7 protein-coding genes are annotated in these 21,524 nt (G+C 38.4%); 6 read left to right on the forward strand and 1 reads right to left on the reverse strand.

The window, feature by feature from the left end; genetic code table 11:
• Positions 1-176 precede the first annotated feature (176 nt).
• The 3 genes from VCHSUH04_RS03375 (at position 177) to VCHSUH04_RS03385 (ending at position 16,354) form a co-directional block, all read left to right on the forward strand.
• Complete coding sequence (locus tag VCHSUH04_RS03375; RefSeq protein ID WP_105085350.1) at positions 177-5,804, forward strand: ESPR-type extended signal peptide-containing protein; 5,628 nt, start codon at positions 177-179, stop codon at positions 5,802-5,804.
• A gap of 547 nt (positions 5,805-6,351) precedes the next feature.
• Complete coding sequence (locus VCHSUH04_RS03380) at positions 6,352-14,607, forward strand: ESPR-type extended signal peptide-containing protein (protein WP_105085351.1); 8,256 nt, start codon at positions 6,352-6,354, stop codon at positions 14,605-14,607.
• 337 nt (positions 14,608-14,944) lie between these two features.
• Positions 14,945-16,354 carry an MATE family efflux transporter gene (locus VCHSUH04_RS03385; protein WP_105085352.1) on the forward strand — a complete coding sequence of 470 codons (1,410 nt, stop codon included), beginning with the start codon at positions 14,945-14,947 and terminating at the stop codon, positions 16,352-16,354.
• Positions 16,355-16,705: 351 nt separating this feature from the next.
• Here VCHSUH04_RS03385 and VCHSUH04_RS03390 read toward each other — a convergent pair whose 3' ends face one another.
• Complete coding sequence (locus VCHSUH04_RS03390) at positions 16,706-17,413, reverse strand: glutamine amidotransferase (protein WP_105085353.1); 708 nt, start codon at positions 17,411-17,413, stop codon at positions 16,706-16,708.
• A 589-nt stretch (positions 17,414-18,002) separates the two neighbouring features.
• Here VCHSUH04_RS03390 and VCHSUH04_RS03395 point away from each other — a divergent pair.
• The 3 genes from VCHSUH04_RS03395 (at position 18,003) to VCHSUH04_RS03405 (ending at position 21,143) form a co-directional block, all read left to right on the forward strand.
• A complete protein-coding gene (locus VCHSUH04_RS03395; protein WP_105085354.1) occupies positions 18,003-19,040 on the forward strand; it encodes an OmpA family protein in 1,038 nt (345 codons plus the stop codon).
• Positions 19,041-19,230: 190 nt separating this feature from the next.
• The gene (locus tag VCHSUH04_RS03400; RefSeq protein ID WP_105085355.1) at positions 19,231-20,352 is read left to right on the forward strand and encodes an AI-2E family transporter; all 1,122 of its coding nucleotides are present in this window, start codon (positions 19,231-19,233) and stop codon (positions 20,350-20,352) included.
• Positions 20,353-20,486: 134 nt separating this feature from the next.
• Positions 20,487-21,143 carry a peptidase gene (locus tag VCHSUH04_RS03405; RefSeq protein ID WP_105085356.1) on the forward strand — a complete coding sequence of 219 codons (657 nt, stop codon included), beginning with the start codon at positions 20,487-20,489 and terminating at the stop codon, positions 21,141-21,143.
• Positions 21,144-21,524 lie beyond the last annotated feature (381 nt).

Here is a 21,524-nt window from a genome sequence, read left to right on the forward strand (position 1 = left end):
AAGAAATCACTTTATTGCTGTATTTGCAATGGTTATTCTAAAAATGAAATATTAGTGAAAAGGGGTTGCAAGCATATCGAAAAATTTGGTATACTGAGTATATCGAAAAACTTGAAATTGAGATTATTTGTTATATAGAAGTTTGAGAGCTTTATAGTAGTTTAAAGGAGAAAACAATGAACAAGATTTTTAAAGTGGTTTGGAACAAATCCAAAAATTGCTACGTAGTAGTATCTGAATTTGCTAAAAACAATAGCGGTAAAAAGAAAATTGTAGTAGCTGGTATCTTTGCAGCATTAGCTATGACTAATGCTAATGTAGCATTGGCTGTAAACGAGGTGCCTACATCTACTGGTGGTGCATCTGTAGCTTTTGGTGATAGTGCTACTGTTACAGGTGCCAATGCAGTCGGTTTAGGTAACAATGCTAGTGTTACAGGTGTAAATGCAGTTGCTTTAGGTACAAATGTAAAAGCTACTACTAGTGATGCTGTTGTAATTGGTACTGCTGCAAAAGCAGAGACTGCTGCTGGTGGGATTGCTATTGGTCAAAATGCTTCTTCAAAAGGTCTATATAGTAATACACCAAGTGTTGCTGTAGGTAAAAATTCAATTGCAAATGGTGGTACTGCCATCGCTATTGGTACTAGTGCGACAGTAAACGAAGCTGGTACTAATTTTTCACAAGGTATTGCCATTGGTGGTGGTGCATTACCGGGGCAAGGGGCTACCGTTATAGGAGACCAAGCTATTGCTATTGGTGGTAATACTAAAGCCTTTGGTCACTCATCTATTGTTATTGGCGGTGACGATGCTGATAGAATGACAAGTACAAGAGCTGTTTATACCGATATTAATACAGGTAAAGCTACTGTTGCTACTGTTTCTGATGCGGTAAAAGCTTTAACAGGATATGAAATTAAATGGCGTGATTATAATAATGCTACAGCAGACCATATCGGTATCACAGTGGGGACTAAGGGCCAATCTGGTAATGCTGGTATTGCGATTGGTACTGGCGCTGACTCTAAAAATCGTATTGCTGGTGCTTTGACAGGTGTTAATACAAGTACTGCATCTAATGATTCTGTAACAAATGCCATCGCTATCGGTACCGGTGCGAAAGCAAATCGTGATAACTCTGTTGCTCTTGGTGGTGGTTCTACTACAGATAAGCCAGGTACAAAACAATCTAGCTATACGTTGCCAAATGGCATTACAGCAACATGGGCTGGTGGCGATAAAACTTTAGAAGGTGATATTGTATCCTTCGGTGCGGCAGGTTATGAACGTCAGTTGAAAAACGTGGCTCCAGGTGAAGTAAGTGCTACTTCTACAGATGCAATCAACGGTTCTCAGTTAGCTGCTATCGTGGATCAAATTGCTTATAAATATGTATCTATTAAATCTACTGATACTCCAAATGCGGATAATACAGGCGCAACAGCAAATAACTCCATTGCTATTGGTCCTAATGCATCTACAGATAAGGCTGCAACAAGCTCTCTAGCTATTGGTGATGGTGCTAATACAACAGGTCGATCTACAGTTGCATTGGGGTTATCAGCACAAGCTACATCGGCAAATGCTACAGCGGTAGGTGCTAACTCCATTGCGTCCGAGGATGATACTGTGGCAGTTGGTCATGGTGCTAAGGCAACAGATGGCAATGCCAGTGCTTTGGGGGCTGATGCGATAGCTTCCAATATTGAATCTACTGCAATTGGTCATGGTACTGCTGCATCTGGTGCATCCTCTACTGCATTGGGATCTAGGGCAAAGGCCGCTGGAACTGCAGGTGTTGGTATCGGTATGTTAGCCAATGCAACTAAAGATTATAGTATTGCTATTGGCGGAGAAAGCTCTTCCACTGCAGATAACAGTATTGCTATTGGTAGAAAAAGCTCAGTATCAGAGAATGATGGTATTGCTATCGGTACTAGATCTAACGCAAGTGCAGTTAAATCGATTGCTATTGGTGATGGTGCTAGTGCTACAACTGCTGATGGTGTTGCAATAGGTTCTAAGTCTGTTGCTAGTACTGCGGCAGGTGTAGCAGGTTATAATGCTAATACTGGTCGTACTGATACTTATGCTAACTTAACTGGTGCAACGTTAACATCTACATTGGGTGGCGTTGCTGTTGGTACAACAGGTCAAACTCGTCAAATTAACTATGTAGCTGCTGGTACGGCTGATACAGATGCAGTCAACGTAGCACAATTGAAGAGTGTAAACCTTGCTTTCACAGGTGACACTGGTTCTGGTGACGTAAACCTTGCTAACAGTAAATTAGCTGTAAATGGTGACGATACATATATTACAACTACAGCTAATGGTAAGAAAATTACAATTGCTGGTAAAAAACAAGATATTACTGTTACAAATGGTACAGCTACAGCAACTCCAGGTATGGCAGATGCTAAAAACGTGGCTGATGCAATTAATAATGCTATCGATCAAAATAAATACGTATGGAACCTTTCCGCTAATGGTGAAGCAACACCAGAAGCAATTGAAAAAGGTAACACTGTAGATTTCTCTGGCGACGACAATATTACAGTTGCTAGAAACAATAAAAATATTTCTGTATCCTTGAAGAAAGATCTTACTGGCTTGAATAGTGCGTCTTTCAACAATGCTGCAGGCAATCCAACTGTAAAAATTGATGGCGACAAAGGTATCAATGCAGGCGACATGAAAGTTACTAACGTAGCTGATGGCGTAGCTGATAAAGATGCTGTCAATGTATCTCAATTGAAGAAAACAGATGATAAAGCAGAAGCTAACAAAGTTGCTATTGCTCGTAATATTTCCTTAGGCGGTAATACTGGTTCCACAATGTTGAAATCCTTGAGCACAGGTGATGTAAAGTTCAATATTAAAGGTGCTAATGGTCTTACTACAGTAGCAGCTGGTGAAGATGTAACGGTTCAGCTTGATACAGATACTAAAAATAAAATCGATAACGCTGCTGATAAAAACTTGAGTAATTTGAATCCAGCAGGTGAGCAAAAGGTTAAAGATTTAGCTGCATGGAAAGTAGTTGCTAATAGTGGTACTGCTGAAGATGTTAAAGGCGGCGATACAGTTAAATTCATCAATGGTGATAATATCGAAATTACACAAGCGGGTAAAGATTTCACAATCTCCACTAAAAAAGACGTAACATTCGATAGTGTAACTGCAAACCAAACAATTACAGCGCCTAAAGTAAAAGCTACAACTGGTGTTGAAACTCCTCAAGTGACTGGCTTGACTAATACAGATTGGGTTCCAGGTCAAACACAACCAGTATCTGGTCGTGCAGCAACTGAAGATCAATTGAAAAAAGTTGATGACCAAGTAGCAGCAAATAAAGATAATATCAATAACAATACAACAGCAATCGCTCGTAAAATCTCCTTAGATGGTGACACTGGTTCCACAACTGAAAAATCTTTGAGCACAGGCGATGTGAAATTTAAAATCAAAGGTGAGAACGGTATTACAACTGTAGCTGCTGGCAACGATGTAACTGTTAAACTTGATGATGCTACTAAAGACAAAATCAACAACGCTGCAAACCAAGACTTGAGCAACTTGACTCCAGCTGGTGAACAACAAGTTAAAGATTTAGCGGCATGGAATGTAGTAGCTAATAATGGCACTGCTGAAAAGGTTCAAGGCGGCGATACAGTTAAGTTTATCAATGGCGATAACATTGAAATTACACAAAATGGTAAAGACTTTACAGTTGCTACTAAGAAAGATGTTACTTTCGATACTGTAACTGCAAATGACACAATTACAGCGCCAAAAGTAAAAGCTACAACTGGTGTAGAAACTCCAGAAGTAACTGGCTTGACGAATAAAACTTGGGTTCCAGGTCAAACACAACCAGTATCTGGTCGTGCAGCTACAGAAGATCAATTGAAAGCAGTTGATGATCAAGTAGCGGCAAATAAAGCTAACATCACTAAAAATGCTGGTGATATTGCAACAAATAAAGCAAATATTGCAGCAAACAAAGCTCAAATCGATAAAAACACAGAAGCAATCGGTCGTAAGATTTCCTTAGGTGGTAACACAGGTTCTACTGACGAAAAATCCTTGAGCACAGGCGATGTGAAATTTAATATTAAAGGTCAAAATGGTATCGTTACTGAAGCTAATGGCGACGATGTAACTGTTAAGTTAGATGCTGATACTGCAAACAAAATCAACAATGCAGCAAACACTGATTTGAGCAACTTAACTGATGCTGGTAAACAACAAGTTAAAGATTTAGCAGCTTGGAATGTAGTAGCTAATAATGGTACTGCAGAAAAAGTTCAAGGTGGCGATACAGTTAAGTTCATCGATGGTGATAATATCTCCATTACTCAAAATGGTAAAGACTTCACAATTGCTACTAAGAAAGATGTAACATTTGATACTGTAACTGCTAACGACACTATTACAGCTCCAAAAGTAAAAGCAACTGATGGTGTAGAAACGCCTCAAGTAACTGGTTTAACTAATACAACTTGGGTTCCAGGTCAAACACAACCTGTATCTGGTCGTGCGGCAACTGAAGATCAATTGAAAGCAGTTGATGACCAAGTAGCAGCAAATAAAGGAAATATTGCTGCTAACAAAGATGCTATCACTAAAAATGCTGGTGATATTGCAACAAATAAAGCAAATATTGCAGCAAACAAAGCTCAAATTGATAAAAATACAGAAGCTATCGGTCGTAAGATTTCCTTAGGTGGTAACACAGGTTCTACTGAGGAAAAATCCTTGAGCACAGGCGATGTGAAATTCAACATCAAAGGCGAAAATGGTTTAACAACTGTTGCTAATGGTGAAGATGTAACTGTTAAAATCGATGATGCAACTAAAGCAAAAATCGATAATGCAGCAAACCAAGATTTGAGCAACTTAACAGATGCTGGTAAACAACAAGTTAAAGATCTTTCTGCATGGAATGTAACTGCAGCTGGCGGTACTGTAGAAAAAGTACAAGGTGGCGATACTGTTAAATTCCAAGCTGGTGATAACCTTGAAGTAAAACAAGATAAAACTACTTTCACATACAGCTTGGCTAAAGACGTGAAAGGTCTTAACAGTGTAACTGTAGGTGATGAAAATGGTCCATCTACTAAGATCACTCCTGCTGGTACAACTGTAAAAGATGCAGCTGGTAACTCTACAACAGTTAACGGTGCAGGTATGACTATCACTCCTGCAAATGCAGCAGCTAACCCTGTATCTCTTACTGTAAACGGCTTAAACAATGGTGGTAACCAAATTCATGGTGTAGCACCTGGCACAGCCGATACAGATGCAGTAAACGTTAGCCAATTGAAAGCAGCTAAAGCTGGTTTACAACAAGCTATTAACGATGTAGGCGTTGAAACACAACGTGTTGGTGCTCATGCGGCAGCTATGGCAGCGTTGAAACCAATCCAATACGATCCATTGGAACCAACACAAATCATGGCTGGTATTGGTAACTACCGTGGTGAAACAGCGGGTGCAATCGGTCTTGCCCATTACAAAACTGAAGATACAATGTTTAATATTGGTGTTACACTTGGTTCTAGCCATAACATGATTAATGCTGGTGTAACTCATAAATTTGGTGGTAGCCGTGATAGAAAAGATGCGATTCCAGAACGTTATAAAGCTGGTCCTATTAGCTCTATCTACGTAATGCAAGATGAAGTAAGTCACTTACGTAACCAAAATGAAGAGTACAAATCCAAGCTTGAACAACAACAATCTGAAATTGATGCGTTGAAAGCAGCAGTTAACCAATTGTTGGCAAATAAAGCATAATCATATTGTACATATAGTTAGAACTATGTATATCCCGTGAATGGATATGTAAAAATGAAAAGAGCCTTCCTCGAAAGAGGAGGCTCTTTTTAGTATGAAAACAAAAATAGTTTATTAAAGCTATATCTGTAAAATAAAATAGTCTGAAAATTCTAATTTAATAATTAATAAAAATATCGATAAAACTGTATATAATGAATAATTTATGAATATTTTTAGACGGTGATTAATTTTGTAATGAAATCTAATATTCTTTTCGTTCTCAATTAGTAGCATAAAAATTCATATAATATGCAATTTATTAAGGTGAATTGTAAATGAATTATGATGATACTGCGTGTTTAAGCATACTCTATGCATAATTGAGATAATAGTAAATATCCAAAAATTACACTTTTAAATTGAGAAAATTAGATGAATTATGGTAAAATTAAAGATAGATTTTATAAATGAAAGTCTGTGTAGCTTTCATTATTTCCAGACTGAGAGAAGTGTGGAACATATGATTCATATAGTTGAGGGTTAGTAATTTAAAGAAGGAAAATGTATGAATAAGATATTTAAAGTCATTTGGTCTAAGTCTAAACAGTGCTACGTTGTAGTATCTGAAATGGCAAAAAATAAAACAGGGAAAAAGAAAATTGTAGTAGCGAGTATCTTGGCTGCCTTGGCGATGCAGACTGCAAGTGTAATTGATGTTGCAGCAGCAACGCCACCGGTAACTGATATAGCATCTGAATCTATTGCTAATGGTACTGTAGCTAGCGGTAAAACTAATGGCCTAGCTATTGGTAATGCGGCGAATTCTGGTAGTAATCAATCCATTGCAATCGGTTATTATAGTGTAGCAAATGCAGCAGAAGCAAATCCTGCATTACCTGCTACAGCGGTGGGGGCTGGTGCTAAGGCAAACGGTTATTCTACAGTTGCATTGGGGCTAAAAGCTTTAGCAGAAGCTGATAGTGCTACAGCGTTAGGCTCTAAGACCAGTGCCACTGGTGATAGATCTGTAGCAGTTGGTATTAGTGCTGAAGCTAAAGGTAGATATGCGAGTACTTTAGGTGCTGAGGCTAGCGCTGTTGGTAATGCCACAGCGGTAGGGGCTAAATCCATTGCGTCTCAGGATGCTGCTGTAGCAGTTGGTACTGATTCTAAGGCTACAGGTAACTATGCAAGTGCACTGGGAGCTGATGCAACAGCTTCTGGTAATGATTCTACCGCATTTGGTCATGGTACTGTAGCATCTGGCGCATCCTCTACTGCATTGGGCTCTAGAGCAAAGGTCGGAGGTGTTGCTGGTGTAGGTATCGGTATGTTAGCCAATGCGACTAATCAATATGGTGTCGCTATTGGGGGCGAAAGCTCTTCCACTGCAGATAATAGTATTGCTATTGGTAGAAAAAGTTCTGCCACAGGCGAGAATGGTATAGCTATCGGTGCTTTTACCACTTCAAAAGGTGCAAATGGTGTTGCTGTTGGTACTAATGGAACTAAGTCTGATTTAGGCGGTGTCGCAGTTGGTCAAGCTGCTCAGTCGATTGCCTTTAACAGTGTTGCTACTGGTATGAATGTAACTGCTAAAGGTGCTAACTCTGTGGCGTTAGGTGCTAGTGCTACAGCCAATGATGATGGAACTATTGCCATTGGTTCATATGGATCTACGCCAACGAAAGCTACAGGCAATAGAGCTCTTGCAATCGGCTCTGCTACGACAGCTAATGGTTTAGAATCAATTGCCATAGGTAGTCGCGTTAATTCCACATCTCAACATTCTATTGCTATTGGTACTAGAGCTAATGCAAGTGCAGTTAAATCTGTTGCTATTGGTCCTGATTCTAGCGTTACCGTTGATGGTGGTGTTGCCTTAGGGCGTGATTCCGTTGCTGATGTAGCAGGCGGTACTGCTAATAAGGGTTATAATCCTAATACAAACCGTACAGATGTTTATTCTGGTTTGAATGGCAATGTACTTACTAGTACAACAGGTGCCGTTTCTATTGGTAATGGTAGTACTGTAACACGTCAACTTACAGGCCTTGCAGCAGGTACAAGAGATACAGATGCAGTTAACGTAGCCCAATTAAAGAGTGTTAACCTTGCATTCTCTGGTAATGTAAATACTGGCAATGTGAATATTGCAAAGAGCACATTAGGCCTTAAGGGCGATAATACATATATTACAACATCTGCCAACGGTCAGAACCTTACAATTTCTGGTAAAACACAAAATATTGATGTCACAAATGGTCAAGCTTCTGCAAATGCTGCAGGCATGGCTGATTCTAGAAATGTAGCAGATGCTATCAATAAAGCTATTTCTGCCAATGCATATCATTGGAAATTAGCGGCAGACAGGGATTCTAGTGCTCCTGAAGTAATCAATAAATCAGATACTGTAATCTTTGGTGGGGACAATAATATTACAGTAACTCGTAGTGGCAAAAAAATTACTACTTCTTTGAATAAGGCGATTACTGTAGATACTGTGAAAGCAAATAATTCCGTTACGGTTTCTTCTGGTGGCAATCAAATTACTCTAGATGGTACAAATGGTTCTGTAAAAGGTAGAAACTTTACTGGCGATTCATTTAAAGCCGGCGATAATGTATTGAGTAATACAACGCTTCAAATTGGTCCGACTACTGGTAGTAATAATGTGACCATAACTCGTGATGGTTTAACTGCAAAAACTGCTACGAAAACTGTTAAGTTTGGTACCGATGCTATTAGTGCAGGGGGACAGCAAATTACCAACGTTTCTAGCGGTGGTAATATAGGTACTAATGCAGCGAACATTACAGATGTAAAGAATGCTGTAGATGCTGTTACATTAAAACTAGATACAAATTCTAAAACGGGTACTGTTAAGCTTAGTGAAAGTCCACTTAAAGTAATCGGTGCTAATGGTATTAGAACTGATTTAGTTGGTACAAATAATGGTAGTCTTGTTGTTGGTTTAGACAATAATACGGTAAATGCTACGACTAAAGGTATTGGTTTAACAGGTGATACAGGATCTACAGGTCTTAAGTATCTTAAAGACGGTGATGCAACCTTTAAAGTGGCTGGTGATGGCGATTTAGTTACTACTAAGGCTTCTGCTACAGGTGTACAAGTAGCTGTTGATTCTGCTAAAGTAAAAGATTTAGCTGTAGGCGCAGTAACTGTTAGCAAGGCTAATACAACAGATAATCCTATTACAATTACACCAACAGCAGGTACAAATACTAAGGACTATGCAATTGGTATTGATACAACAAAATTAGCTAATCAAACACAATTAACATACAAAGCTAATGGTGCTAATGCAAACAAAGTGTCCTTGGCAAATGGTTTAAACTTTACAGATGGTACTTTTACAAAAGCAACTGTAGGTACAAATGGTACTGTAACTATTTCTACTGCCACAGAAACTATTACTAATGACGCTGATGGTAAAGCTAAAGTAAATAGTCCTACAGATGGTTTAGCGACTGCTAAAAATGTAGCAGATTCTATCAATAAAGCAGTAGATGGTTTGTCTCAAAACCTTACTGTTTCTGATGGTGCTACAGACGGTACTGTAAATCTTAAAAATCAAAAACTTACTGTTTCCGGTACAAATGGTGTGTCTACAACTGTAAATGGCCAAACTGTTACAGTAGGTCTTGATGCAACTACCAAAACTAAAGTAGATAATGCGTCCACAGCAGTAGCTCGTAACATCTCTCTTGGTGCAGATAGCGGCACAGCATCTAGTCAATCTTTGAAAGATAACGACGTAGCATTCAACGTGAAAGGTGCCACAGGTGATTTCATTTCTACAAAGATGAATGGTGACACTGTTGAAATTTCCACTAAGCGTGCAGCTATTACTAGCGATGCAAATACAGGTGCAGCATCTGTAACTGGTGATGATGGCTTAGCAACATCTAAAAATGTAGCCGATGCTATCAATAAAGCCGCTGATGCAGCTAAAGCTGGTGCGGCATGGAATCTTACAACAAATTCCAGCACAACTGATAAAACAACTGTACAAGGCGGTGACACTGTAGATCTTATCAATGGTGATAATATTTTAATCACTCAAGATGGTACAGATAAAAAGAAAATTACTGTAGCCACAAAGAAAGATCTTACAGTAGATTCTATTACTGCAGGTAACACAGTAATCAATACATCTGGCTTAACAAATGGTACTACTGCAATTACAGGTACTGGTATCACAACAGATAAAGTAACTGTAGGTGGCATCTCCATTGATAAAACTGATGGTATCAACGGTGGTAACAAGACAATTACTAATGTTGCTAGTGGTGGTACAACTGATTCCAATGCAGCAAATATTGGTGATGTTAAGCAAGCTGTTGCTAACTTGTCTCAAAACTTAAATATTACAGATGGTACAAATAACGGTACTATTGATCTTAAAAACCAAAAACTTAATGTGGCTGGTGCTAATGGTGTGACAGCCACTGTAAATAATCAAACGATTACTGTTGGTTTAGATACAGATACTAAAACTAAAGTAGATAACTCTTCCGTTGCAGTTGCTCGTAATATTTCTCTTGGTGCAGATAGCGGTACAGCATCTAGTCAATCCTTAAAAGATGGTGATGTAGCATTCAATGTAAAAGCTGCGACTGGTGATTTCATTTCTACGAAGATGAATGGCGACACTGTAGAAGTTTCTACAAAACGTTCCACTATCAACAGTGATGCTGCAGGTACTGCTTCTGTTACAGGTGATGATGGCTTAGCAACTGCTAAGAACGTGGCCGATGCGATTAACAAAGCGGCTAGCCAAGCTAAAGACGGTGCAGCATGGAAACTATCTGCTAATGGTGATACACCGACTACTGTAGCTGGTGGTGATACTGTTGACTTTACTGGTGATAACAATATTGCAGTTACACAAACTGGTAAAAATATTGCTACTACATTAAACAAAGACCTTAAGAAAATGAACACTATTTCCTTTGAAGATGATCTAGGTGAAACAATCAAGTTTGATGCTGCAAATTCTAGCGGCACATTTAGATCTTCACGTGATGCTGCTTATACCAAAATTAATCATGAGAGTTTAAGCATTAATAATGGCGAAACTGGTGCTAATGGAGTTGAAACGTTTCTTGGATTAGACATTATACATCTTCATAGTGGTTCTGATGCTAATAATCTTACATCTCGTTTACTTGCTTTCCACGATGGGAATGGAAATGAATCTATTCATGATGCACAAGGAATAATTGCCGAATCTGCAGGAGGAGCTAAAACAATCCGATTTACTCTTGATGAAATCAATGCTGGTGGCAACAAAATTAAAGAGGTTGCGGAAGGTACAGATGATACTGATGCAGTAAATGTAAAACAATTGAATGATACTGTAGCTCGTCAAACGTTGACATACCGTGCTAATAGTGCCGCTGATGCAGATGCTAAGTCTGTTAAATTATCTAAAGGCTTAGACTTTGTAGATGGCACAATGACAAAGGCTTCTGTAGATAATGATGGTAAGGTAACATTTGATATTAATGATGATACTAAGACCAAAATCAATGATTCTGCAGCGGCTGTGAGTCGTAAGGTTTCCCTTGGTGCAGATAGTGGTACTGTATCTAGCCAATCCTTAAAAGATGGGGATGTAGCGTTTAATGTAAAAGGTGCTACAGGTGATTTCATCTCTACGAAGATGAATGGCGATACTGTAGAGGTATCTACAAAACGTGCGACTATCGATAGCAATGCCACTACAGGTGCAGCCTCTGTCACAGGTGATGATGGCTTAGCAACAGCTAAAAATGTAGCGGATGCTATCAACAAGGCAGCTAAAGCAAGCACTGATGCCATTAACTTGAAATTTGCTGGCGATACGAATACATCTGCCGGTGTTGTAAATCTTAAAGATGATACATTGGGTATCAAAGGCGACGGTAAATATGTAACAACTGATGCAGATGGTAAGAACTTAACTGTAAAAGTATCCGAAGCAGAGGTTAAGAAATCTGCTGTCAGTGCAGTTACAGTAAGTACTGATACAACTGATGCGGATAATCCGTTGACTGTTACAGGTACACCAAGTGCAGATGGCACAACTAAGGATTACAAGGTAACGATTGACGGTACTAAGGTTGCTACTAAGACTAAATTGTCTTATAAAGCAAATGATGGTACAGCTAAACAAGTATCCTTGGCTGATGGCTTGAACTTTAAAGATGGCACGTTAACAACTGCTACTATCGATGATGCGGGCGTTGTTAAATATGATGTAAAAACAGCGGCTATTACAGCTGGCACAGATGGCACTATTACAGGTCCTGCTACAGATGGTGTGGCAACAGCTAAGAATGTAGCAGATGCGATTAATGCAGCTAAAAAAGCATCTAAAACAGAAATTACTGCTAATGATGATGAAGCGGCTAACACAACAACTGGCAATGTAAAATTAACGTCTACAACGGCTGCAGATGGTCATACAATTTACAATGTAAAACTTAATGATACATTGACATTTGGTACTGGCGCTAATGCCATTGTTATTGATGGTACAGCCGGTAAGGCTACTATTGGTAGTGCAGCTATTGATGGCGTAAATAATACAATTACAACAGGTGGTAATAAGGCGGTAACGTTAGATGGCACTACTGGTACTATTACAGGTAAAGCTGCTAATATTGGTGGCGTCACAATAGATGGTACAAATAACCATGTAACAGGTCTCGGTAATACAACTTGGGATGGCAATGCTGTTTCTGGCCGTGCTGCTACCGAGGATCAATTGAAAGTAGTAGCTGATGCTGCAGCTAACCAAACATGGCAAATTACAGCAGATAAAGATGCTGCTACATCTGGTAAACAAACTGGTACTAAAACAGATGCCAAAGTAGGTAAAGACGCAAAGGTTACTATGATTGCTGGTGAAAATATCACAATCAACCAAAATGGGCGTGACTTCACATATTCTTTGAATAAAGACCTTGTGAACATGAACTCTGCAAGCTTCAATGGTACTGGTAATAACACAACGGTTATCAATGGTGATTCCATTACACAAACTGCGGGTACTAAAACCAATACATCTACTGCAGCTGGTAATACAGTAGCAGATGGTACTAAGTCTACAGCAACAACTGCAGATGGCACTAAGATTACGGATGGTACAAAAACAAATACTTCCACAGCAGATAGTACAGTTATTGATGATGGCAATGGTAATAATACAGCTCTTACTAAAGATGGTGTAACCATTACTGCAGCTGGTAAAAATCCTGTATCCTTAACTAAGGATGGTCTCAATAATGGTGGCAATAAGATTTCTAACATTGCAGATGGTACAGATGACACCGATGCTGTCAATGTACGTCAATTAGAGGCTAAGTCTAAGGCGTCTAAAACAGAATTGACTGCTAATGGTGGTGAAAGTGCTGGTAGTACTACAGGTAATATTGTATTGACTAAAACTACTGCCGCTGATGGACATATCATTTATGATAACAAGTTGAATGATAAGGTTACATTGGGCACAGATCCAACTAAGGCAGTTACTGTAGATGGTACAAGTGGTACTATTAAAGCCGGTAAAGATGGTAATGCTGTAGCAATTAATGGCACAGATGGTACTATTAAAGCTGGTGATGGTGCTAATGCAGTTGCTATCGATGGTGTTAATGGTTCTGTAAAAGCTGGCGATAAGATTGCTCTTGATGGTAAGGATGGCAAGGCTACAATTGGTACTGTAGGTATCGATGGTAAAGATGGCATCATTACTACAGGTGGCATTAATCCTGTTGCAGTAAATGGCAAAGATGGTGTTGTTACAGGTTTGACTAATAAAACTTGGAATCCAAATAATATTGTGTCTGGTCGTGCAGCTACTGAAGATCAAGTAAAATCTGCCGTTGAAAATGCAGGCTGGAATGCAACTGTTGGTATAGAAGGCTCTGGTATTAATAGCACACCAACGGCGACTGCTGAAAAAGTAAAAACCGATGAAACAGTTACTTTCAAAGCGGGCAATAATATGATGGTTAGCCAAGCAGGTAAAACAATTAGTTATGCAGTAAATCCTGAACTGAAGGATATGAAGTCTGCTACATTTAAAGATGCAGCAGGTAACACAACTGTCACAGATGGTAATGGCATAACAATTACACCAGGCAGTGCAAATCCTAATAATCCAAATGCAGGCACTATTTCCTTGACTAAGGATGGCCTTAATAATGGTAATAACCAACTTAAAGGTATTGCACCTGGTACAGATGATACTGATGCAGTTAATGTTAGTCAGTTGAAAGCATCTAATGCTAGAATTGGCGATGCTATTGGTCAAGTAGCAGGTGAGGTACAACGTGTAGGTGCGCATGCAGCAGCAATGGCAGCGTTGAAACCGATTCAATATGACCCATTGGAACCAACTCAAGTGATGGCTGGTGTTGGTAACTATCGCGGTGAAACAGCAGCGGCATTAGGTCTTGCACATTATACAAATGAAGATACAATGTTCAACGTTGGTGTATCTCTTGGTGCGAACCGCAACATGGTCAATGCAGGTGTAACTCACAAATTTGGCTCTAGCCCAGAAAAGAAAAATATTCCTGATCGTTACAAAGCAGGCCCTATTAGCTCTGTGTATGTAATGCAAGATGAGGTATCTAGCCTCAAGAAGGAAAATAGTGAACAAAAGACTATTATTGCTGATCAAGCAGCTCGTCTAAATACATTGGAAGCTGAAAATGAACGTCAACGTCAAGAATTGGCTGAAACAAAACAAGGTTTAGATGACTTGCGGGCAGCAGTAAACCAGTTGTTAGCATCTAAAGGTTAATCAGTATATAGTAAGATAAATCGGTACTGATTAGTCCAGTACTCTAGTCTTTGAAGTTTTATTTGAAGTGATACCTCTCTATAAAGTGAGATACAATTTCAATTGTGAGTATCTCAAAGAACTGGAGCTTTAAAAAGAAACCCCTTACTTATCGTAGTTATACCTATATTGGTATAAGAGGAAAGGTAAGGGGTTCTTTTGTTATTTTGATATAGATTATTAAATAAAAGCATAATATATGAATGCCTTCTCATGTATATTTGTGATATAATTTAGAAGATATTAGGAGCTAATTGATGGTTCCAACTTGTACGATCTTACATGAATAGGAGTTACTATGTTAGACCGCATACAACGATGGCTTTCAGTAGATACCATGTTGCCCGCTGCAGAGCGGTTAGGTCCAGTGGGAACTACAAAGCAACTGTATGGTAAATATTTGAAAATTGCTTGGCCAGCTACATTACAAGGTTTGATGTTACAGTTTATGACTGCCATCGATTTGGCAATGGTTGGGGCACTCGGTGCGTCTGCACTTGCGTCGGTAGGTATTATGGGACAGCCTGAAATGGTGATGCTCATTTTCTGCCGCGCTTTATCTATTGCTGTTACTGCTATCATTGCGCGCCGTCATGGTGAAGGCGATGTGGACGGTATGAATGCAGTTCTTAAGCAGTCTATATTATTAAATTTTTTGATTTATGTGCCTTTATTGGCAATATGTTTCTTTAATTTAGAGCATATCTTACGCTTTACAGGTGCCGAAGACGGCTATATAGACACGGCTGTCTGGTATGGCCGTTTTATTGTCATTAGTCTAATATTCCAATCTTTTAGTCAAATTGTAGGGGCTGCACTGATCGGATACGGTAATACAAAAGTAATTTTTAAATCAAATGTAGTAGGGAACATTTTAAATACCATCATGAACTTTTTCTTGATTTATGGTATTGGGTTCTTCCCTGAGCTCGGTGTTATGGGGGCGGGCGTGTCGACCATGATCAGTAGTGCTCTTATTGCATTGTTGCTACTGCGTACTATCTCACAGCACACGACTACAGGACTAACATTGCGACATCCGTCCAAATGGACCTTTGAAAGACCCGTACTTCATACGATGTTTCACGTTGGGGGCAGCTCTTTAGGAGAGCAGTTCTTTGAACGTTTTGGTATGTATACATACACCATGATTGTTGCTTCCTTAGGGGCCGTGCCATTGGCAGCTCATTATGTATGTATGAATTTGATGGACATATTCTACTACTTTGCCATGGGGCTTGGTTTCGCAGGGGCCTCTCATACAGGTCAAAGTTTAGGACATAAACGTCCAGATATTGCAAAGACGTATGGTAAGATTGGTGCTCGTATTGGTCTTGTAGTAGGTCTTGTAAGTGCCTTGATATTTATTGGTCCTGGAGAGTTTTTGGTACAGCTTTATACTCGTGAAAGTGAAGTAGTATTTCTTTCTGGTTCTTTGATGGGCATCATGGCAGTAGCAGCTTTCCCACAAGCTTTACAGCAAGTATATTCTGGTGTGTTAAAAGGGGCAGGGGATACGTATTATATTATGCAATATTCCCTAATTAGTGTAGCTATCATTCGACCTATTATTACCTATCTATTGTGTATTACGTTAGGTTTAGGATTATTAGGTGCCTGGTTATCCTTGTGCTTTGATCAGTCCTTACGCTTATGCTGTTCTTACGTGAGATTTATTAGAGGGACATGGCAGCATAAAATTGTCTAATTTTACCTAATAATGTCAAAAATATTAATTTTGAATATCATTTAAGTTGAATTTTTCATATAAAACTTAAAGTTTGTAGTGTTAAATATAGCGCATTAAAGTCGATAAAACTTATGATGCATTGCTATTTATCACTTTTTATATTGAAAAAATTAAAATAATTTATGAAAGATTTATGAAAAACTTCTTGCATATTCAATTTTTTTGATGTACAATACCAAATGTGGAAAAAATGACACATTGGGGAATGTGTTGTCGGACCAGAAATCTATGATTTCGTGTATATATGTAAGGGATATATATAAGAAACAGACAAAAACCGCCTTAGTTTTACTAAGGCGGTTTTTGTTTTTATAAATGATTTTGTTCAAGCCAGGCAATACAAGCCGCTTTACCAGCAGCAGGTAATTCTTGGCGTAGTCGTTTGGCATCATCTCTAAGTTTGCAAATGTCAATTCCTGCATTAGATAGTTCTGCACAATGACCTACAAGCCAACTTTCAATTAAAGTAGGGTCAGCCTCCATATGGAATTGAAGGGCTAGGATATGAGTATCTACAGAGAATGCTTGATTTTGACATAGCTCTGTTTTGGCAAGTCTAACGGCACCTCTAGGAATTTCGAATTCATCGCCATGCCAGTGAAGAACAGGCACATTGCCTAGCAATGCTAATGGAGAGGAGGCTCCTTCAGTAGTATACTCAATGGGACTAAAGCCAATTTCTTTCTTACCATGCTTCATAGGTCCTACGTGGCCACCCATAATACGAGATATAAGTTGAGCACCTAAACAAATGCCTAGTAATGGCTTTTTACTATTAATACGATCTGTAATAAACTTGATTTCGTCGGTTAAGAATGGATAGAGTTTTTCATCATACGCGCCAATGGGAGCACCGCAGACGATGACTAAATCAGCTTTTTGGGCATCATAGTGTTCAAAATTGGCAAGGGGCGCTTCGATATATGTTAGTTCAAACCCTCGCTCCACTAAGACTGACTCCAAAATACCGGCATTTTCAAAGTTGATATGACGTACAATATAAGCTAATTTACTCATGCTTCCTCCAATATAAGTACTATATACAATAGTAATTTCTACAAAGTATGTAATATCAGTATATCATATTCTATAGAATTTATTTTGTGATGAAAATCATGATGTATAGGAAATAATAATATCCGGATTTCGCTACATCATAAAAAATATTTTGCAAAATTATATCGAAAAAAGTCGTTGATATAATTTAGAAATTGTTTTTAATGATGGAGGTAACATGAATGGCCCTGAGAGAGGGCACGCATGGTTCTCCGTAAAAGACAACTAATTTAAAATAGAACGCCTACGTTTCCGTAGGTATTTTAGTTTGATTAATTTTAAAGATTCATTAAGAAGTATAAGATATATCTTAAAAGAGCAAGCATTCAGAAACTAATCATTTATACGATTAGCTCCTCAATATGCTTATAATATAAAGATAGATATATTATTAATTAAAAAATATAACATCTGTATATAGATATAATTCGAAATTCTCATGATAAATTCATAAAAGATATTGAAATTTATCGAAAAGTTGTGTAAAATGAAAGTATATTATTACCAAAGGCCTGTGTATTGTTAAAGGCTGTTATTGGAGGGAATTATAATGAATAAAAAATTATTAGCTTTATTGGCAGTTGCTGCTGTAGGCGTATCTGTAGCTGGCGCAACTCCACAAACTCAATTCAACAAAGGTGAATTCCAAGTTGATCTTGGCGCAGCTCATTCCAAAGCAAAAACTAATGACTTCAATGCTGATGCAAAATGGAACTTTGATGGTGGTTTAACTTATGCTTTGTCTGATAAAACTGCATTGCAATACCAATATCATGGTTTAAATGACAAATTGAGCGGTACTAGCTACAGTGACAAAATGCACGAAGTTAATTTGGTTCAATCCTTGAATAAAAACTTTGCAGTATATGGTGGTTATGCACACATTTCTGGTGATGACTTCGCTAAAGCAAATAACATTGCTCAAGCTGGTGTAATTGGTAAAGCAAACCTTGGCTCTAAAGTAGAAGTTTACGGTAAAGCTGGTGTAGGTACTAAGAGAACTTCCACTTGGGAAGCTGGCTTAGGCTACAAAGTTAACGAAGATTTGGATATCAATGCAGGTTATCGTTATATCAATACTAAACGTGACGATGATTCCAACATCTCCTTCCAAGGTCCTGTAGTTGGTTTGTCCTACCGTTTCGGTGGTTACAAAACAGTAGCTCCTGTAGCAACTCCAGCTCCAGCTCCTGTATACACTCCAGCTCCAGCTCCTGTAGTAGAAGCTCCTATGTACAAAACTCCTAAATTGGATTACTATGTAGAATCTATCTACTTCGATTCCGATCAAGATGTTGCTCGTGCAGACCAATATCCAAACTTGACAGCTGCTGTAAACGCTGCTCACCAATACTCTCAAGACCAAGTTAAATTGTTAGGTAATGCTGATACTGATGCTACTCCACAATATAACGTTGGCTTGTCTGAACGCCGTGTACAATATGTAGCTCAATACTTAGTAAACAATGGTGTATCTGCTGATCGCTTAATTGGTATCGCTAATGGTGACACTAAACCAGTGGCAACTAACTCCACTGCAGCAGGTAAAGCTGAAAACCGTCGTGTAGATGTTTATATCCATCGCTAATCTCTAGATATATCTAGATTAGGTATACAATAAGTCCACCTTCTATCATGCTCTCGTGTTCATCGGGGGACCGAGCATGTGATAAGGTGGACTTTTGTGTTATACTAAGCTTGCATACAATCGTAGGTCATACAATGTTCATTAAGTTTTGGTAATGTATGTGTTGTGAGTATAGTAAAGTAGGTTATATATGAAACGATTTAAATATTACAAACCGCTTATAGGGGCCATTATACTGGCTGGCGTTATGATCATGATGGCGCTACGCATCAGCGATATTGCTAATGCTATTGATGCTATTATCACTGCCTTTGTTCCACTTATAGTAGGTGCTTGTATAGCATTTGTCCTGGATATTCTAGTGGTACGCTATGAACGGTGGCTGTGGCCTAAGAATAAAACTGGTTGGAAAGATAAAATTAGAAGACCTTTAAGTCTTGTATTATCCTTTGTTACTATCAGTGCTATCGTGTATTTCATTGCTCGCATGGCGATTCCACAATTAATTCATTCCATGTCGATTATCGTAGCTTCTTCGCCGCAGTTGTATACCGATTTCCAAACATGGATGCAACACTTTACAGAAACCATTCCAATGGCCTCCAATCAAACTCTTATGGATACCTTGAGTGGTGAAAGTATTGTTAAATATACTCGCGAGTGGGGCACAAAGGGTGGTACATACCTAGTTAATGCGATGGGGACAGCCTTATCTTGGACTTTGAATATAGGTTTAGGTTTAATCTTTGCCATTTATATGTTGCTCGATAAAGAGCGACTTATGATGCAAGGTAAACGAATCCTAAGAGCCTATGCATCTGATGAGTGGGTTAATCGTGTTAGTTATGTGACACGCGTAGCTGTTCAAACTTTTAGTAACTTCTTTGTAGGCCAGTTTATAGATGCCTTAATTTTAGGTATTATGGTGGGCATTTCATTGTGGGCATTTAATATCGAATATGCTACTACGATTGCCTGTGTTATTGGTCTTACTGCATTAATTCCATTGCTAGGTATTTATGTAGGGGGCGTTATAGGCGCAGTTATCTTACTTACTGTTAGTCCTATGGATGCATTAATCTATGTGATTATCTTAGAGGTGCTTCATCAAATTGAAAGTAACTTTATTTATCCCAAGATTGTAGGTAATTCTGTTGGTTTACCTGGTTTGTGGGTATTTGCAGCCGTTATCGTAGGTGGTAGTTTAATGGGGGTCACTGGCATGTTGATTGGCGTACCTTTGGTGGCAACATGTTACAAATTGCTTATGACTGATGTAAACGATCGACTTGCATCGAATGAAGGTTTATAGTATATTGTCTAAATAATATATCTATTTATGTATGTTTTGTGTGCTGTTGCGTATAGCACAAAATTATAGTAATTCTAGTATACAGATGGCTTTTACCATAGGTGAAAGCATTGTATATAGTAGGAGGATATGTAATGAATAAAAAGTTGATTTCTATGGCATTAACTGGTGTATTGGCAGTTGGCGTATTGTCCGTTGCTACACCTAGTGTAGCAGATGCACGTAAAACAAAACCAGAAACAAGTACTGATATTTCTGTACAACGTGCACCAGGGGAATCCATGGTTATGACTATGAGTAAAATTGGTACTATTTTCCAAAATCGTTTTCCTAATGCAGCACTTCATTCTGTAGAGCTTAACTCTAATGATTTGAACTATGGTTACAAAGTAGTAGGCTATAGTAAATATCATCAATATAAGATGAAAATCGACGTTATCACTGGTAATACATCTGATATGGATGAAGGTGGCAAACCTAAGAAAGTTATCGGTGAAATCTTTAATAAAGATAAAGTCATCGAAGCAGCTCAAGCTGAGCGCGTTGCGAAACAACAGCTTGGTGCTGATGCAGTTGTAAAAGGCTGGAAAATTGAAGCTCATGAAGGCAAGATTCTATACTATATGACAATGCATCAAGATGGTAAAAAGACTGTAGTTACTGTAGATGCGGAAACAGGAGCATATGTAGGTCAATCTAAATCCAGTAAATTACCTCCTGAACCAGACCAAGGTTTTGATGGTCGTAGAACAAATATTATTTGGGATAATACAATAGATATGGGTCGTTAATCTATTTAGCGATATTATAAATAAAGAGCTGAAGATACAATCTTCAGCTCTTTTATTTATATAATGGTTATATATTTATTATTAGGGTTATAGGACAAAAAGTGTTGCTGTTAATGCCGATGGAGCTAGTTAAATACTGGCTCTATCGGCATTTTATCTTTTTGAGTAACTTTTACATATAGGACAAAAAGTGTTGCTAAAAAGTCTGAACCCCCTTGATTTTACTGACTCAAATAAGGTTTTATCTTTCTAGAAAGATATATTTTTTAGAAGGAGTATAATTATGAAACTAGTCAGATGCCCAAGTTGTGGTTTCGTTTGTAAGAAAAATGGTAAAACAAATGCGGGTTCTCAACGTTGGTATTGTAATCAATGTTCTTG

The sequence above is a fragment of the Veillonella sp. T14073-2 genome (assembly GCF_002959875.1).
In the GTDB taxonomy this organism is placed as follows: Bacteria; Bacillota; Negativicutes; order Veillonellales; family Veillonellaceae; genus Veillonella; species Veillonella infantium.